The organism is Gilvimarinus japonicus, from assembly GCF_042847215.1.
Classification (GTDB): Bacteria; Pseudomonadota; Gammaproteobacteria; order Pseudomonadales; family Cellvibrionaceae; genus Gilvimarinus; species Gilvimarinus japonicus.
In genome coordinates this window covers 3503749-3521912 of record NZ_AP031500.1, presented here as the reverse complement: position 1 = coordinate 3521912, position 18164 = coordinate 3503749, and the positions used below count along the sequence as shown (strand labels likewise).

The following is an 18164-nucleotide window of genomic DNA, read 5'->3' as shown; positions in this document are numbered from 1 at the left end:
TCCTGTGCCTGTTTGTTTTGCCTGCACTGAATACGTTTAAAACAGCTCCTCTGGCAGAACTTCCGGTGCGCCTTGGTTGCCGTTGCCTGGGTCAGTGCCCTCGGCACGCTCTGGTACGTTGTCCACCCTAAATATTTCAAAAACAGCGTCGGGGTCTTGCGGCCCCGCGCGTTTGCCGGTCTCCGGATCAATTCGTACCGTAATAATGCCATCGGGGCGCTGGGCGGCGCGCTCGGGTTTTTCTGCAAGAGCCGCACGCATGTAGTCAATCCAAATAGGCAGTGCGGCTGAGCCGCCGTATTCGCGATTACCCAGTGGCGTGTTGTTGTCAAAGCCAAGCCAGGTGATGGTGACAATCTCGGGGTTGTAGCCGGCAAACCAAGCGTCGCGTGGGCCGTTGGTGGTGCCGGTCTTGCCGGCGATATCGCCGCGCTCTAGCACGCGAGCGCGCTTACCAGTGCCTCGGGCGATAACGTCGCGCAGCATTGAGTCGGCAATAAAGGCGGTTTGGGCGTCCAAGATACGCTTGGCTGGCGGCAGCGGATTGGCTTTTGGAGCGTTGGCTTGCTCGCCTAAGAGTTCTTCTAAGGTGCGGGCCTCGGATGGCGTCGCCGGTGTTTTGTTGTCGCAGTCGCGACATACGGTAGCTGGGGTGGCGGTAAAAACGTCGCGGCCGTCTACCGCCTCAATGCGCTTAATAAGATAGGGCTGTACCGCAAAGCCGCCGTTGGCAAAAGTGGTGTAGCCACGCGCTAAGTCAAGTGGGGTAACGTCGTGACTCCCAAGGGCTAGGGAGAGGTCGCGGGGTAAGGCGTTTTTATCGAAACCAAAGCGCGCTAAGCTTTCGTGCGCGGTATCCATGCCCAGTGAGCGTAGGATACGAATCGATACTAGGTTGCGCGATCGGTACAGCGCGGTGCGCATGCGCATAGGGCCTAGAAAGCTACCGCCATCGTTCTCGGGGCGCCACGTGCCTTCTAAACTAGCGTCCTCAATCACAATAGGAGCGTCATTAATGATGGTGGCGGGGGTGTAGCCGTGCTCTAACGCGGTGGTATAGATAAAAGGCTTAAACGCTGAGCCGGGCTGGCGAGTGGCCTGTGTGACGCGGTTGAAGTGGCTCTGTTCAAAATCAAACCCGCCGGCGAGCGAGACAATGGCGCCATCGCTAGGGTCAAGCGAGACTAGCGCGGCCTCCGCCGTTGGCAGTTGCGCAAGAACGGCGCCTTCGGCGGTGTGCCGCAAACGAATGACGTCGCCGGGAGAGAGCACGTCTGAGGTCTGGGTTGGCTTTTCGCCGCGATAATTCTCGCTGAGATAGGGGCGCGCCTCTGAGAGCCCTTGCTCCCAGCTCAGTTGAGCTTCAGAGCCGTCGGGCAGTAGCAATGTGGCCGATTGTTGGTCGGTTTGGCTGACAACGGCGGGCGTTAAGCCGCCGTAGGTGGGGATGTTTTTGAGGGTTTCCAGCCATTGCTCGTCGGAGGCATCCGGGTCTAGTTGCTGCTCGGGGCCCCGGTAGCCATGGCGACGGTCGTAGGTGATAAGGCCGTCGATGATCGCGCTTTGTGCGACCTCTTGTAAGTGAGCGTTCACTGTGGTGTAGATGCTGTAACCGTCGGTGTAGGCGGCGTTTCCGAAGCGAGATATGGCGTCTTGACGGGCCATCTCAGCAACATAGGGGGCGTACAGCTCGGGTGTTAGGCCGTGGTATTTTGCCGTGGCGGGAGCCTCTGTAGCGGCTTTCCAGGTAGGTTGGTCGATGTGGCCCAGCTCCAGCATACGACCTAAAATCCAATTGCGACGAATTAGCGCCCGCTCGGGGTTGGCAAGCGGGTTGTAGGCCGAGGGCGCCTTGGGTAGCCCCGCGATCATGGCCCACTGAGGGAGGGTGAGCTCATCCATGTTTTTGCCGTAATACACGTTGGCGGCGGCTTGAATTCCGTAGGCGCGATTACCGAAGTAAATTTTATTGTTGTAAAGTGCGAGAATCTCCTCTTTACTAAGTTCACGTTCTATTTGAAGTGCGAGCAGGATCTCATTGAATTTACGGGCAAATGTTTGCTGAAAGGTCAGAAAAAAGTTACGTGCAAGCTGCATCGTAATGGTGCTACCGCCGGATTGGATCTGACCTGTTTGCAATAATTGTGATGCGGCTCGCAAAAGTCCTCTGATGGAGACGCCGTTATGATCGTAGAATTGGGCATCCTCTGCTGATAATAACGCTTTGATATACAGTGGCGGGATTTCGTCGTAGTTGATGGGGGTGCGGCGCTGTTCACCAAACTCGCCAATCAGTCGGTTGTCATTTGAGTAAATCCGCAGCGGAGTCTGCAATTTCACCTGTCGCAAGCTCTGCACATCGGGCAGTTTTGGGTTTAAATAGAGGTATAGACCGGCAAACGTGACGCCGGTCACACCGCAGCCCGCGATGAGTAACCATAAAAGTACGGTAAGATAAGAATATTTTTTAGGCATTTTTTCTAAGCGAATTAAGTAGTTAGCGGCCGCTGCCGACTGGAAGCTGCATTATACGGGGTTTTTGCCTGTTTACATATGCGCGATCTTGTTGCAGGCTTAAGTTAAAGTGCTATAACATAAACGACGTCTAAGTTACGGATATAGATAGAAAAATGGGCATTTTCGGATTCTTAGAAAAAAAGACGAAGCCAGTTGTGGGGTTAGACATAAGTTCGACGTCTGTAAAACTCTTAGAGCTGAGCCGTAGTGGCGATCGGTACCGGGTAGAGACCTACGCGGTTAGACCTTTGCCTCCCAACGCTGTTGTTGAGAAAAACATCAACGATGAAGAGGCGGTTGCCGAGGTTATCAAGTCGCTGGTTAAACAGTCAAAGACCAAAATCAAGCATGCGGCGGTGTCAGTTGCCGGCTCCGCTGTGATCACTAAGGTCATTGAAATGCCGGCTGGGCTGTCAGAAGACGACCTGGAAAACCGAATCTACATCGAAGCTGATCAGTACATCCCTTTCCCTATTGACGAAGTCTCCATTGATTTTGAGGTTCAGGGCGAGTCGCCCAACGACCCGGATCAGGTGGAGGTACTGCTCGCTGCGTGTCGCACTGAAAATGTCGAATCTCGTGTCTCGACCCTGCTATTAGCCGGGCTAGAAGAAGAGATTGTCGATGTTGAGGCATATGCGATGGAGCGTGCCTTTGAGTTTGTGCTTGAACAGCTTGAAGATCAGGATAATCAGGTGGTGGCGGTGCTCGATATTGGCGCCACTATGACGACCTTGAGTGTGCTGGTGGATGGCAAGACAGTTTATACCCGCGAACAGCTCTTCGGCGGTCGACAGCTCACCGAAGAGATTCAACGGCGTTACGGATTATCGATGGAGGAGGCCGGACTCGCTAAGAAGCAAGGAGGCTTGCCCGATGATTATCAGTCGGAAGTCCTTCAGCCCTTTAAAGAGTCTGTGGTGCAGCAGGTTACTCGCTCGTTGCAGTTTTTCTTTTCGGCCAGCGAGTATAACGATGTGGATTACATCGTGTTGGCCGGCGGTGTTGCCTCAATGGAGGGGTTGATTGAGCTCATAGAAGAAAAGCTTGGCACTCAGGCAATGGTGGCAAACCCGTTTGCCAGTATGTCTGTGGCATCGCGTGTGAACGCGGCGGCGTTAGCAAACGATGCGCCCTCATTGATGGTGGCAACTGGCCTGGCGATGAGGAGCTTTGACTAATGGCGCATATCAATCTACTTCCCTGGCGCGTAAAAGAACGCGACAAGAAAAAGAAAGATTTTATTGCGATTATGATGGGCGTGGCTTTTGTCGCGATCGTTATTGCCTATTTGTGGGTTTCGAACGCTAATGGCAAGGTGGATCATCAGCGCCAGCGCAATGAAATGCTGAAAACAGAAATCGCCACGCTAGAAAGCAAAGTGGCTGAGCTGAATGACCTGCAGAAGCGCCGGGAAGATCTTTTGGCGTTGATGAAGCTGATTCGTGACCTCGAAGGAACCCGCTCGGTTATCGTGCATCATTTTGATGAGCTGGTTCGCGCCCTCCCCGATGGCGTGTATCTTGTATCGGTTAAACGTCAAGGCCAGTTGATGAGTATAGAGGGCTATGCGGAATCCAATAACCGGGTGTCGAGTTTTATGCGTAACTTGGATGCATCGGAGTGGTATGCCGAGCCAAATCTGGCGTCGGTAGACGCCGCACCGGATCAAGGTGGACAGGCCAACGCATTCTCCATGACGGTGAAAACGATCGTGTCTAAGGCACAAAAAGCCTTACAAGAACAACAGAAGGAGGAGCAGTAATGTCTCTGCGGGAATCCTTCGAGCATGCTCGAGACTTCGACTATAGCGACTCTACTAAGCTTGGGGTGTGGCCCCTTCCTACCAAGATCTTAGTGTGTGTCTTTATTGTGGCAGCGCTGTTAGCAGCCACTTATTATTTTAAAATTAAAGACATTGAAAGCTCTTTGGTGCGAGCACAAGCTGAAGAGCAGACTTTGAGAAAAACGTTTGCCACGAAAAGTGCTCAAGCGGCTAACTTAGATGCTTATCGTGCGCAAATGGAGGAGATGCAGCGCTCTTTTGAGTCTTTGTTGGCGCGGCTCCCAACCGACACGCAGGTGCCGGGCTTGTTAGAGGATATAGATGCTCGCAGTGTTGAGAGTGGCTCTAGCATGCAAAGTATTGAGCTTGAGGCGCAGCGTGCTGCGGAGTATTACACTGAGTTGCCGATTAAAATCAACGTGGTGGGTAGCTACCATGATTTTGGTAACTTCGTCAGTGGTGTTGCCGGTATGCCTCGTATTGTGACTCTGCATGACTTCTCAATTGAAAATGCAAAGGAAGGCGGCGATTTGGTGATGCAGATTGACGCTAAAACCTACCACTATCAGCCAGAGGGGGAAGCCAATGAATAGTAATAAGCTCGTATTGGCTGCTCTTGTTGGTGCTATGGCGTTGTTGGCAGGCTGTGGCGGTAACGGCGATTTAGATGAGCTGCGTGATTATATAGAAGAGACCAAGCGTCGGCCGGGCAAGCAGATAGAGCCGTTGCCGGTTTTCCGTCCTTTACCGCCCTTTAGTTATGCGGCGATGACACTGCGCAGTCCATTTGAAAGGCCCGTTGAAGAGTTGGCGCGCGTTAAAGGCGGTAAATCAGTGAAGCCAGATATGACGCGGGCAAAAGAGTATTTGGAGAGCTTTAATATCGCCAACATGACAATGGTGGGGACCGTCTCTAAAGGCGGCACTTTATGGGCCCTGATCGATACCGGACCGGGTGCTCAGCGCAGTGTGGAGCCGGTGACAGTTGGTAATTATATGGGCCGCAATCACGGCAAAATTATATCTGCGACACCCAATCAGCTTGAGCTGATGGAAATCGTCTCTGACGGTGATGATGGCTGGGTTGAGCGTCCACGTATTATTAAATTAGAAGAAAAGGAATAGGCGGTCATGCGTGCTTTGTTCTTAATGGGGTTAAAAATGAGAAAAACAGTCGCGTTAGTCTTGGTCTGTCTGCTGTCTCCCTTTGCGGGGGCCGCGAGCCTTGATGACATCCGGTTTGCGGAGCTGCCTGATCAGCGATTCGAGGTGCGCTTGAGCTTTGATGAAGCCCCTCCGGAGCCTCAGGGTTACACGATTGAGTCGCCAGCGCGCATCGTATTGGATTTCCCGGAGGTCGAAAGCGAGCTGAAAGAACGGCGATTCCCGTTGGCGTTTGATAATGGCAAAAGCGCTTTAGTACTGACCTCGGGTGGCCGTACCCGATTGATCTTGAATCTTGAAAACCTGAGTACCTATAGTTCTCGCATTGATGGCAACGCTTATGTCATTGAGGTAGGCGGTACTGGCTCTCGTCAAGTGGCTGCACGTAAGCCCGTGGCCGATAGTGCCGCGAGCACTCAACCGCGTACAAGCGCAGAGCGCGCCATAAGCGGCATTGACTTCCGGCGGGGGGATGCCGGCGAGGGTCGTATTATTGTTGATTTGTCCACTGATCGTATCAGTGCCGATATGCGCGATACGGCCGACGGTTTGCGAGTCACTTTTGCTAATACCTTTTTACCTGGTGAGTTACGTCGCCGCTTAGATGTGCTGGATTTTGCCACGCCCGTGGCGATTATTTCGGCTAGCAGCGACAGTGGCGATGTGGTGCTGGATGTGTCGGCCAATGGTGATTACGATTATTTGGCCTATCAAACGGACAATCAATATGTCATTAGTGTTAAACCCCTGACCCCAGCGGAAAAAGCCGAGCAAGAGCGTCTCTTTGAATATACTGGCTCGCGCTTGTCGTTCAACTTTCAGGATATTGAGGTGCGAGCGGTACTGCAGATCATCGCGGATTTTACCGATTTGAACTTAGTTGCCTCTGATACTGTGCAAGGGCGTATTACCCTTCGTTTGGATAATGTGCCTTGGGATCAAGCGCTGGATATGGTGTTAAAGACCAAGGGTCTGGACAAGCGTCAGGTGGGTAATGTGTTGATGGTGGCTCCCGCATCGGAGATTGCCGAGCGCGAGCGCCAGGAGCTTTCAACCAAGCGCCAGCTAGAAGAGCTGGCGCCGCTGCGTACCGAGTATATTCGTGTGCGTTATGCCAGTGCCAAAGAGATCTTTGCACTGTTCCAAGGAGATGGTGCTGGCGACGCGGGCGGTTCAGATGGACCTGCCAGTCGTGCTACAGGTAGTATCTTGTCGGGACGTGGCCAAGCTGTAGTCGATGAGAGAACTAACTCGATAATTGTGACTGATACGGCTGAGCGTATTGATGCGCTTAAACGCTTGGTGAGCGAAATCGATATCCCTATTCGTCAGGTGATGATTGAGGCGCGATTGGTTATTGCCAATAAGGACTTCCGCGAAGAGCTGGGCGTTCGTTGGGGTGGCGTAGGTGCCAGTTTGTCGTCTGACTCGCTCCTCGAGGTGGGTGGCTCTACTAGCGCACTGGATTCTTCCCCTGGCTCGCCTGCCGACTTTATCTATGGTGGTGGTTCTGCTGATCTTAACGAGAATATGATGGTCGATTTAGGGGTTGCCAGCCCTGTAGGCAGTATTGCGTTTGGCCTGCTAACTGATAACGCCTACTTGGATCTTGAGTTGTCGGCATTAGAGTACAACGGTTATGCTGAAATCGTGTCGCAACCTAAGGTTATTACCGGCGATAAACAGCGCGCTACCATCTCTACCGGTAGTGAAATTCCCTACCAAGAGGCCTCTGCCAGTGGTGCAACGGCGGCATCCTTTAAAGAGGTGGTATTGGAGCTGGATGTAACGCCCCAGATTACGCCCGACAACAACATTATTATGGAGCTGGCTATAAAGAAAGATCTGTTAGCCGAGTTTAACCAAGAGTTTGGTGTGCCTATTATTGATATTACGCGCTTAAATACTAAGGTGCTGGTGTCTGATGGGCAGACCATTGTTCTCGGTGGCATCTTTGAAATGCAGCAGTTAAACGGTGTGGATAAAGTCCCGTTTTTGGGTGATATCCCTTATCTTGGGCGCTTGTTCCGCCGCGATGTTAAAACATCGGAGAAAAGTGAGTTGTTGATTTTCATTACCCCGCGCATTATGGCTGAGAGCTTAACCGAATAACGCTATGCTAGATCGGCACGTATTTCTTGTCGGCCCCATGGGGGTCGGCAAGTCGACTATCGGTAGAGTTCTTGCCTCTGAGTTGAATGTCCCCTTTTACGATACAGACCGTGTGATTGAAAGTCGCACTGGTGCGGATATTCCGTGGATCTTTGATATGGAAGGGGAGGAGGGATTTCGGTTGCGCGAAACCGGTGTTCTGCAAGATTTGGTCGCTGAGCCCCCTTGCGTTATCGCCACCGGCGGTGGGATTGTTACCAAGCCTGCAAACTGTGAGTTAATGTCGCAGGGGCTGGTTTGTTATTTAACCGCCTCGGTAGAGCAGTTGGTGGAGCGAACCTCTCGTGATAAAAAACGCCCTTTACTGCAAGTGGATAACCCCCGTGAGAAGATCATAGAAATCCTCGCGGCCCGAGATGAGTTGTATCGCGGTGTCGCTGATGTTCGACTCAACACTGATCGTTTTTCCCCAAAGGCTGCCGTAGCCGAGATCTTGGCGCAACTTCCCTGAATTAGTGATTTGGGGTGGGTTTACGCTCTGTCTGCCAGCTTTTTCGTCTGTGTGCTAAAGTACAGCCTCTGTATTAGAACATCCATCACCATTTCAAAGACGCTAATTATGAAGACCCTAACCGTTGACCTTGGGGAGCGCAGCTACCCTATTTTTATTGGTACTAACTTAATTGATCGTGCCGATTTGTTGGCCGAGTATATTGGCGGTCAGCAGGTTTGCATCGTGACCAATGATACTGTGGCTAAAATTTACTTGCCCATGCTTAAGCGCGCGCTGGGTAGCCGTGAATTCGAGGTACAGTCGGTTGTTTTGCCTGATGGTGAGCAGTACAAAAACCTTGATACGCTTAATCTTATATTTGATGAGTTGCTAAAAAGTCGCTTTAACCGAACGGTTACGGTGATAGCCCTTGGTGGTGGCGTTGTGGGGGATATGGCGGGCTTTGCGTCAGCGTGCTACCAGCGCGGTGTTAGTTTTATTCAAATACCAACGACGCTGCTTTCCATGGTGGACTCGTCGGTGGGTGGTAAAACTGGTGTCAATCACGCCCTAGGTAAAAATATGATTGGCGCCTTTTACCAGCCTCAGGCAGTCGTGGCTGACGTCGCGGCGCTGAAAACATTGCCTGCGCGCGAACTCTCTGCGGGCGTGGCCGAGGTTATTAAGTACGGCATTATTTGCGACTATGACTTTTTTGTCTGGTTAGAGGCCAATATCGATCGGGTGATGGCCGGGGATGCGAATGCACTAAGTTACTGTATTGAGCGGTCCTGCGATAATAAAGCGCGGGTTGTGGCTCAGGATGAGCGCGAGGGCGGCATTCGAGCTATTTTGAATTTGGGGCATACCTTTGGTCACGCTATCGAAACTGCGCAAGGTTACGGTAACTGGTTGCACGGCGAGGCAGTCGGTGCAGGGATGGTTATGGCGCTGGACTTATCGCAGCGGATGGGGCTGATTTGTGAGGCTGACTTGGCGCGGGCCACTTCGCTGATTGAACGTGCGAACTTACCGGTGGCGGCGCCCGAAAATATGAGCGAGTCGCAATTTATTGAGCTGATGTCGGTCGATAAAAAAGTGCAAGATGGGCGCTTGCGATTGGTGTTGGTAAAACAGCTAGGGCAAGCGTTTGTCACGTCCGATATTGACAGAGATCTTCTGAGTCAGACCATCAATGCTTGCCGCTAGGCGAACAGGAGAAGCTGAATGACCCCAGAATACTGTGAGCGCTTTGGTCTTGAAGGTGATCCGTTTGCGAATGACACTTTCTATGTAACACCGGATCTAGAGTGTTTGGCCGATCAAATTACTCATGCAAGCCAGTTTAGTGCCGGCTTTGTTGTCGTGTCCGGCGCCGCCGGTACAGGTAAAACCGCGTTTGCTAAGTTCTTTTACGCTCAGCTGATTGCGATCCAAGAGAGTGTTTTGCTGGATGTGGCGGTTGCCAGCTCGGCTCACGCGTTACTGTTGGAGTTGGCGGACTTTCTTGCCCTACCAGTTTCGGCTGATTCGAGCATGGGGGAACTGCTTGCGCAACTGCGTACTATTGTTAATGGCAGCAATGAAGCGCTAGCCGTTACGGTGGTATTGGATAACGCGCATCTACTCGCAGACGATACTTTGGCTGCGCTCGTTAGCTTGCTGCAAGTACCCGCTGGCCATAGTCGACCATTTAGTTTTGTTTTATTTTCAGAGTTAGAGTTAGCGCATCGGCTTGATCAATTTCAAATGCCGGACGTTGCGGTGCAGGATATAGTCTTTCCTCTGATGATGGCACCCGATGTAACCGCCATGTTGAATTACCGTATGGAGCTAGTGGGCTTTTTGGGTGAGCCATTATTTAGCTTAGGGAAAGTTGAACAGTTGTGCCAAGAGGCTGACGGTCGTTTGGATAAGGTTCTGAAGCTGGCACAGTTGGATCTTCAGGGCCGGCTCTCGGAGCTTAATACCGAAGAGCGAGCTAATAAAAAGAGTGCGCTACCGGTTATGCATATGGCCGCAGTGGCAGGGCTTTTAGCGGCGCTGGGATTGGTATATCTGTATCAGGGTGATAGCGACGGAGATAAGTCTAATGCTGTGGTTAAACGCCTCTCGGTACCGGCGGAGCAGGTTGTTTCGCCTAAAAAGCCTGGCGCCCAGTCTGCGACGCAAACCACCTCAGTTACCGCGCCAGCGATGGGTGGAAGCGGCGAAACTGGTGCCGAGGTTAAGGTGCGCTCCTCCGCTGAAAAAGCGAGCACTAGGATGAGCGTTGAAGGCTCTACGGTAATTGATGCGCCTCCGGTGCCAGAGTCCGAGACTGGCAGTCTGTCCGCACAGGATGCAGGGGATATTAAAACACAGGACTCGGTCCCAAAGGGAGCCGAGTCAAATGTCGTAAGTTCCGTCGCGAACCAAGTGTCCATCTCCTCTAGCGCCGCAGCATCTGTCGTTGAGTGGGCAAATGATGAAGCCGAAATTCTTTCGTGGCCTTCCTCAGCTTATTCGCTGCAAGTATTGGGCGTGTCTAGCCGAGATGCCGCCAAAGCCTACGTGCAGCGCCAGAGCAATAGTGACCATTTGCGGGTGATGGAGACTGAGCGCTCGGATAAGCCTTGGTTTATCGTCTTGGAGGGACGCTATAGCTCTCTTGCCCAGGCGAAACAGGCTGCCTCTAATTTGCCGGCACAACAGGTTAAAGCGGGGCCTTGGCCTAGGAAGGTGAAAGAGCTGCAGACTGAGCTGGCAAAATAGTAATGAAGTTTCAACGGGTTGTACGGGGTGTCCTTAGGCTGTCTAATAAAAAGGGACGCAATATGCTGTCCCTTTTTATCGGGTTTGAACAGGTTGTGGTAAGTGGGGCCGCTGCGGCGTCCTCAACAGAACGCCAAATCGGATGCGGTTGAAAAGGTTAATTGCGCTTTACCTGCGCTGGAAAGGTGAGGAGGTGAAGTCAGCCTTGTAAAATAAAAAAGCCTGCCTTACTTGCGTAAGGCAGGCTTTTTGTCTTATCGCTTTGGGGTGGTTTACTCTTCGACCTCAAACCCCTCAGCTCGAACCGGGATCAAGAAAGTGCTGGTGATACCCCCCTCGTTATCTTCTCCGTCGCCCGAAGGCCTGCTGATCGAAACGCCGGCAGCGCCTGATGGTGGCTTGTCGCTCGAAGTTACAAACACAGTGACGTAGCCGTATTCTTGGCTTTCGGGCCAATCTCCTTCGGGGCTGACTACAACCTCCATCTCAAAGGCCGTTTCGTCATAGGCTTCGGTGGAGGAGCCATAGGGGATGCCGTTACCATTTTGATCGGCGACCATCATGGTAAAGGCGACGGTCTCGTTGGGGCCGAGGACAATTTCATCTGGCTGGCCTGGTAGGCCGCCGTCGGGCATGCGCAGTAAGTTGTAAGACGACATGACTAAGGTCGTATCTGCTCGAACCAGTACTGGCTCGCGCGAGCAGTTGCCGGCGTCGACGTCTTCTTGGCGGCAAAGTAGGCCGTTGTATAGGCCGTTGGCCGGTGTGTAGCTGGCATCAAACTTGTCGTCAATGGTGGCTATTTCTTCGTCCTTATCGTATTGGCCGTTAAAATTGTGGTCAATGTAGGGGTCGCCTATATCGTCACAGCCTCGTGCATCAGATGTGCCGGAAGACACCGGGCGCGACGCCAAGCCCGAAATGGGCTCGTTACGTAGGCAGTTTTGTGCCCGTTTGGTGGTGTTTCCTTCTGGGCTGGTGCTGGTGTAGAACTCATCTTCTTCGTGGTCGTAAAGGCCGTTGCCGTTGGTATCAATAAAAGACTCATTGCCCAAGGTTGTAGCGACAACTTTTAGGCGGCCATGGCGGCATTCAGAGCCGTGCCCAGCCAACTGGCCGTTAGGGCAGATGAGCGTTAGGTTTTCTTCATCCACCAAAAACGGGAAGGGTGATCCTGGTGTCACCTCGTCAGTTTCGGGTTTAGGGTCCTGTGAGCGCCAGGTGGCACTGCAAGCACCCGAGCTTTTATTGGGGGAGTCCTCTTCCGGTTGAATAAAGCACTCGCCTTCAATGGCTCCACCGTTGGTAGTGAAGTAAATTGGCGTGCCGATGGGGGCGGGATTATTAAACGCGTCTGCCGTACGGATAATGATTTCCGACTCGACACCATCGATGTTCCAGCTATTCGGGGCAAGGCGGCTGGCGGACATGCTAAAGCTATTCTGGTCCGGCAGGCCGGTAGAGAGTACGAGGCTGGATGACTGGGTCGAGATGCCAGTCTCGGTGGTGGTAGCCGTTACTTGTACAGGGCCTGGTACGCTGCCAGATTGCACGGTGGTATAAACGTAGCCATCCACGTCAGAGGTACTGCTTTCATTTACCAGTTTTAGTCCTCCGCTGGTGCGACTAAGGGAAAAGTCGACACCGACATCCTTAATTGGTGCGCCTGTACTGCCTCGCACGCGAAAGCGCAGCGCCGAAGTTTCTTCGCCGCCAGAGCCTTTTAGGGTGATGACCGATGGCGACGCGTCAATAAAGCTGAGGCTGGTGACGGTATCTGAGGCAATGCTAACAGTGCCGTTGGCGCTGATCACCGAGCCGCCGTAAGTGGTGGTCGCCTTTATATTGTCTGTACCCAAGCAGCCGTTCGCTATGTAGCGTATGGTGGCTTGCCCGTTACTGGTGTCCACAATGTTGGTCGGACAGTCTGCGTCGCAAGTTAAGCCGGCTTGAGGTTCAAATAGGGCTTCGCCATTGGCAAAGCAGGTGGAGCTAAAGGTGACTTGGACGCTATCGGTAATCAGGCTGCCATTGTTTACTACATTGACACTGAGTAGTGTGTTGCCACCTGCGGACAGTTCGCTATCGCCAATGCCAACGTTAATTTCTCCGGGGCGGAAGTCTGCCCCGCTGCCAGTGCCAATCTGCGCCAGCTCATTACTGGTATCGCCATCGCCATCGCCGCCACCTCCGTTGCCATTATAGTCGTCGAGCGCTGAGCCACTGCTACCGCCGCCGCAGGCCGCGAGGCCCAGGCAAAGGGCAAGCGCTGAGGTTAACTTTATTGTCGTTGACCCAAGTTGTTGTATCCGCATGTTGAATTCCTGGTTGCCGGCGTTGTAATTGTGTTTGGCCGCTGTCGTGCACGCTAAGCCACCTAAAGTGGGGCGCAGCACACCCAAGCGTGGGTTTTAAGGGCGTAGGCGCCCCAATATTTAGTTGTATCGCCTAAATTAGCGTAAATCGCAAGCAGGATAAAGGGGCGGAAGGCCGAAAAAGAGGAATAGTGGCACATTTTCACAAATTTCTTTTGTTTTCAGGCTATTGTTGGCCGTTTTGCGTGTAAATTCTCGGTTATCGTGCCTCTCGTTTTGTCGCCGATCTTGCATCTTGAAGCGATTGGCAATAACCTGACATTAAAGGCCCGTACCACGCGGCTTATCGTACATTCTCGCCGGCCTTATTGTCTGTAGGTTTGGCACTCTCGCGCCACTGTCCCGCTTGCCTAAATGGCCCTGAGCGGGTAATATTCTGCGCCCATTTGTAATAGCCCCTCTCGTTTAGGGGCTTTTTTGTCGGTGGCACCGCCAAAGCTTGTGTGACGGCGGGTTGCTACAGATACTGAAATTGAGAGACAGCGTATGACCACTGGCCTGTACCGGTTGGACGAGTTTAAAGACAACTGTGGATTTGGTCTTATTGCCCATTTAAAGGGTAAGACCAGCCATCGTCTGCTCGAGACCGCGATCGAATCATTGACGTGCATGACTCACCGTGGCGGTATTGCTGCTGACGGTAAAACTGGGGATGGCTGTGGTCTGTTGCTGCAAAAGCCCGACAGTTTCATGCGTGCGGTGGCGGCGGAGTCATTTGCCACCGCCTTGACCGATATCTATGGGGTTGGCTCTGTGATGCTGAGTCGCGACGCGGCCAAAGCTGATGCCGCGCGCGAGCTGCTGGAGCGCGCGATCGCGGATGAAGGCTTGAGTGTCGCAGGCTGGCGAGAGGTGCCGGTAGATAGCAGTTGCCTTGGACCTATCGCCCTAGAGTCACTGCCGCTGTTTAATCATGTCTTTATCAACAGTCCCGATGGCCTGAGTAACGCCGAGGTGAGTGCCAAGCTGTTGATGGCTCGCCGGCGCACGGAGATTGCGCTGCAAAGTGATTCGGCCTTTTATATCGCAAGCTTGAGCACCACGGTACTGTCTTATAAAGGCTTAATGATGCCGGTAGATTTGCCGCAGTTTTTTGCCGACCTTGCCGATGAGCGTCTCGAGACTGCGATCTGTGTCTTCCATCAGCGTTTCTCAACGAACACCACCCCGCAGTGGCCGCTGGCTCAGCCGTTTCGGATGTTGGCTCACAATGGTGAGATCAATACGGTTATGGGAAATCGCAACTGGTCAGTTGCGCGCACGGATAAATTCTCGACGCCTTTGTTGCCCGATATCGCCGATGTGGCGCCTTTGGTTAACCGTACCGGTTCGGACTCTTCAAGCCTGGATAATATGCTTGAAGTGCTGCTGATTGGTGGTATGGAGCTGCATCGCGCCGTCCGTATGTTGGTGCCACCGGCGTGGCAGAATGTCGAGCATATGGATTCAGACTTGCGCGCTTTTTATGAATATAACTCCATGCACGTTGAGCCTTGGGATGGCCCGGCCGGCCTTGTGATTACCGATGGCCGCTATGCTGTGTGTACATTGGATCGCAATGGGTTGCGTCCGTCGCGCTGGGTTATCACCAAAGACGACATTATCACCGTGGCTTCGGAGGTTGGCGTATACAACTACAAGCCTGAAGACGTAGTTGCTAAAGGTCGTTTAGGGCCCGGTCAGATTTTGTCGGTTGATACCGAGACGGGCGAGCTGTTTCATACGCACGATGTCGACAAGCAGCTTAAAGAGGGGCAGCCCTATAAGCGCTGGCTGAAAGACAATGCCGTGCGTATCGAGTCTACCCTTGAGACTGACGTTGCCGAGAACGGTTTGTCGGGCGCCGACATGAAGGCGTTTATGAAGATGTACCAGGTGACCTTTGAGGAGCGCGATCAAGTATTGCGCCCGCTTGCCGAAGGTGGCCAAGAGGCTGTTGGTTCAATGGGGGATGATACCCCAATGGCCGTTCTGTCCAGTAAACAACGCTCGGTTTACGACTACTTTAGGCAGCAGTTTGCGCAGGTGACAAACCCGCCAATCGATCCGCTGCGCGAAGCCATTGTCATGTCGCTCGAGACCTGTGTCGGGCGCGAGCTATCAGTGTACGAAGAAACCGAAGAGCACGCCAACCGTGTCATTTTGGCCTCGCCGGTGTTGTCTCCAGCCAAATTTCGCGCGCTGACTAATTTGGGCCGTAGCGATTACAAGGCAGAGACATTTGCGCTGACCTATGACCCGCTTAAAAAAGGCTTGCAGCAAGCTATTGATGACTTGTGTGAGCGCGTGGCGGAGGCCGTGCGCGGCGGCACAGTATTGGTAGTGCTTAGCGATATGGAGCTTAAGCAAGGACAGCTGCCGATTCACGCATTGCTGGCGACTGGCGCGGTACACCATTACCTGACGCAAAATGGCTTGCGCTGCGATGCCAACATTATTGTTGAAACTGGCACCGCGCGGGACTCACACCAAGTGGCCGCCTTGATCGGTTACGGCGCTACCGCCGTTTATCCGTACCTTAGTTACTACGTGATGAACGACTTGCTGAACAAAGGTGAGTTGTTGACCGACGTTGATCACGCCTATAAAAACTACCGCAAAGGCCTTGATAAGGGCTTGTTGAAAATCCTTTCAAAAATGGGGATTTCTACCGTAACGTCTTACCGTGGCGCGCAACTATTTGAGGCGGTTGGTCTTGCTGACGAAGTGGTTGATACCTGTTTTGTCGGCACCCCATCCCGGATCAAGGGTGCTCGTTTTGAAGATATTGAAAACGATCAAAAAGCCTTGGCGAAAACCGCTTGGTTGGATCGCAAGCCTATTGTTCAGGGGGGCTTGCTTAAATATGTGCACGGACAAGAGTATCACGCGTTCAACCCCGATGTGGTCATGGCCTTACAAGACGCCGTGCAAACAGGCGATTGGAAACTGTGGCAAAAGTATTCTGACCTAGTGAACACTCGCCCGGTTGCCACGTTGCGCGATTTAATCAGGGTGCAGGGCGGTGTCAACAAGCCTATAGCGCTGGATGATGTCGAGCCAATCGAGAGTATTATTAAACGCTTTGACTCGGCCGGCATGTCGCTAGGTGCGCTGTCGCCAGAGGCGCACGAAGCTCTGGCTGAAGCCATGAACACTCTGGGAGGGCGATCAAATAGCGGTGAAGGTGGTGAAGACCCGGTCCGCTTTGGCACCAACAAGGTGTCTAAAATTAAGCAGATTGCCTCGGGTCGCTTTGGCGTGACGCCGCATTATTTGGTTAATGCCGAAGTGCTGCAAATTAAGGTTGCTCAGGGCGCTAAGCCTGGCGAGGGTGGCCAGCTGCCCGGCGGTAAAGTGAATGCCTTGATTGCCCGGTTGCGCTATTCAGTGCCCGGCGTAACGCTAATTTCGCCGCCGCCGCATCATGATATTTATTCGATCGAAGATTTAGCGCAGTTGATCTACGACTTAAAGCAGGTCAACCCTGACGCGTTGGTGTCGGTTAAGTTGGTGTCTCGCCCCGGCGTCGGCACAATCGCCGCCGGTGTGGCGAAAGCTTATGCGGATTTGATTACCATTTCTGGCTACGATGGCGGTACCGCAGCAAGCCCGCTGACCTCGATTCGCTATGCTGGCTCGCCGTGGGAGCTGGGCCTGTCAGAGACCCATCAAACTCTGCGCGCCAACGACTTGCGCGACAAAGTACGGGTGCAAACCGATGGTGGGTTAAAAACTGGCTTGGACGTTATTAAAGCGGCCATGTTGGGTGCCGAGAGTTTTGGTTTTGGTACCGCGCCGATGGTGGCGCTGGGTTGTAAATATCTGCGTATTTGCCATTTAAATAACTGCGCTACCGGTGTTGCCACCCAAAACGAAAAACTCCGTGAGGAGCATTACATCGGCACTGTCGAAATGGCGAAAAACTTTTTCCGCTTCGTCGCCGAAGAAGTGCGCCTGATGATGGCTGACTTGGGTGTGAAAACCTTGGCCGAGCTGGTCGGTCGCGTAGATTTGTTGGCGCTGACTGAGGGCAATACAGCTAAGCAGAAACAGCTGGACCTCAGTCCCATTATTCATACTGATGAATTTTTGGCGACGAAGCCACAGTTGTGCGCGGTATCGCGTAACACGCCGTTCGATAAGGGTGAGTTGGCAGAAGCCATGGTGAAAGAAGTCTTGCCTACCATTGAAGCAAAATCGGGCGGCGAGTTTAGTTTTCACCTAACCAACTGTGACCGTTCTATTGGTGCCCGTTTAAGCGGTGAGATCGCTAAGCGTCACGGCAACCAAGGCATGGCCGACAACCCCATCAAGCTTAATTTGACCGGTATTGCTGGGCAGAGCTTTGGTGTTTGGAATGCTGGCGGTCTTGAAATGTACCTCGAGGGTGATGCCAACGATTACGTCGGTAAAGGCATGGCCGGAGGCAAGATCGTGATCCGTCCTCCAGCCGGCTCTGAGTTCGCGTCAAATGTTACCAGTATTATGGGTAACACCTGCTTGTACGGTGCTACCGGGGGCAAGTTGTTTGCCGCAGGTACCGCGGGCGAGCGTTGCGCGGTACGTAATTCGGGTGCGCAGGTTGTAGTCGAAGGTGCCGGTGATCACTGTTGTGAATACATGACGGGCGGCGTTGTTACCGTGCTGGGTGATACGGGTGTTAACTTTGGCGCAGGTATGACCGGCGGTTTTGCCTACGTGTTAGATGAGCACAACCAATTCGTCGACCGTTACAATCACGAGCTAGTGGAGATCCACCGGGTTGATACCGAGTCGTTAGAAGCGCACCGTCACCATCTGCGCGGCGTCATTGAAGAGTTTATCCAAGAGACCGGCAGTGCTTGGGGCGAGAAGCTCTTAGCCAACTTCGATGATTACGTGGGTAAATTCTGGTTAGTAAAACCCAAAGCCGCCAGCGTAAAAAGTCTGCTGGAAAGCGTTAAGACGCGCGGCGAATAACCCCGTTGGGTTTAACAGTTTA

11 protein-coding genes are annotated in these 18164 nt (G+C 52.9%); 9 read left to right on the top strand and 2 right to left on the bottom strand.

The window, feature by feature from the left end; translation table 11 throughout:
• Window positions 1-36 precede the first annotated feature (36 nt).
• The gene (locus ACGHAD_RS14895; RefSeq protein ID WP_382417760.1) at window positions 37-2475 is read right to left on the bottom strand and encodes a penicillin-binding protein 1A; all 2439 of its coding nucleotides are present in this window, start codon (window positions 2473-2475) and stop codon (window positions 37-39) included.
• A 155-nt stretch (window positions 2476-2630) separates the two neighbouring features.
• On the opposite strand from ACGHAD_RS14895, the gene ACGHAD_RS14890 reads away from it, so the two are divergent.
• The 8 genes from ACGHAD_RS14890 to ACGHAD_RS14855 all read left to right on the top strand — a co-directional run bounded on the left by ACGHAD_RS14890 (window position 2631) and on the right by ACGHAD_RS14855 (window position 10826).
• Window positions 2631-3698 (top strand): pilus assembly protein PilM, encoded by a 1068-nt coding sequence (locus ACGHAD_RS14890; protein WP_339615664.1) that lies wholly within the window; start codon window positions 2631-2633, stop codon window positions 3696-3698.
• Window positions 3698-4282 (top strand): PilN domain-containing protein, encoded by a 585-nt coding sequence (locus ACGHAD_RS14885; protein WP_339615665.1) that lies wholly within the window; start codon window positions 3698-3700, stop codon window positions 4280-4282. Before ACGHAD_RS14890 ends, ACGHAD_RS14885 begins: the two co-directional genes overlap by 1 nt.
• On the top strand, window positions 4282-4896 hold the full coding sequence (locus tag ACGHAD_RS14880; RefSeq protein ID WP_382417763.1) for a type 4a pilus biogenesis protein PilO: 615 nt from the start codon (window positions 4282-4284) through the stop codon (window positions 4894-4896). The genes ACGHAD_RS14885 and ACGHAD_RS14880 overlap by 1 nt, the downstream gene beginning before the upstream one ends.
• The gene (locus tag ACGHAD_RS14875) at window positions 4889-5428 is read left to right on the top strand and encodes a pilus assembly protein PilP (RefSeq protein ID WP_382417765.1); all 540 of its coding nucleotides are present in this window, start codon (window positions 4889-4891) and stop codon (window positions 5426-5428) included. The genes ACGHAD_RS14880 and ACGHAD_RS14875 overlap by 8 nt, the downstream gene beginning before the upstream one ends.
• Before the next feature lie 36 nt (window positions 5429-5464).
• Complete coding sequence (gene pilQ / locus ACGHAD_RS14870) at window positions 5465-7579, top strand: type IV pilus secretin PilQ (RefSeq protein ID WP_382417766.1); 2115 nt, start codon at window positions 5465-5467, stop codon at window positions 7577-7579.
• A gap of 4 nt (window positions 7580-7583) precedes the next feature.
• Entirely contained in the window at window positions 7584-8090 is a 507-nt protein-coding gene (aroK, locus tag ACGHAD_RS14865; RefSeq protein ID WP_339615669.1) for a shikimate kinase AroK, read from the top strand.
• A 108-nt stretch (window positions 8091-8198) separates the two neighbouring features.
• Entirely contained in the window at window positions 8199-9281 is a 1083-nt protein-coding gene (aroB, locus tag ACGHAD_RS14860) for a 3-dehydroquinate synthase (RefSeq protein ID WP_382417768.1), read from the top strand.
• Window positions 9282-9299: 18 nt separating this feature from the next.
• Window positions 9300-10826, top strand: a complete 1527-nt coding sequence (locus ACGHAD_RS14855) for an SPOR domain-containing protein (RefSeq protein ID WP_382417769.1) — start codon at window positions 9300-9302, stop codon at window positions 10824-10826.
• 272 nt (window positions 10827-11098) lie between these two features.
• On the opposite strand, the gene ACGHAD_RS14850 is transcribed toward ACGHAD_RS14855, so the two are convergent.
• Entirely contained in the window at window positions 11099-13141 is a 2043-nt protein-coding gene (locus ACGHAD_RS14850; RefSeq protein WP_382417770.1) for a hypothetical protein, read from the bottom strand.
• A 546-nt stretch (window positions 13142-13687) separates the two neighbouring features.
• On the opposite strand from ACGHAD_RS14850, the gene gltB reads away from it, so the two are divergent.
• Entirely contained in the window at window positions 13688-18142 is a 4455-nt protein-coding gene (gltB, locus tag ACGHAD_RS14845; protein ID WP_382417772.1) for a glutamate synthase large subunit, read from the top strand.
• The last annotated feature ends 22 nt before the right edge of the window (window positions 18143-18164 follow it).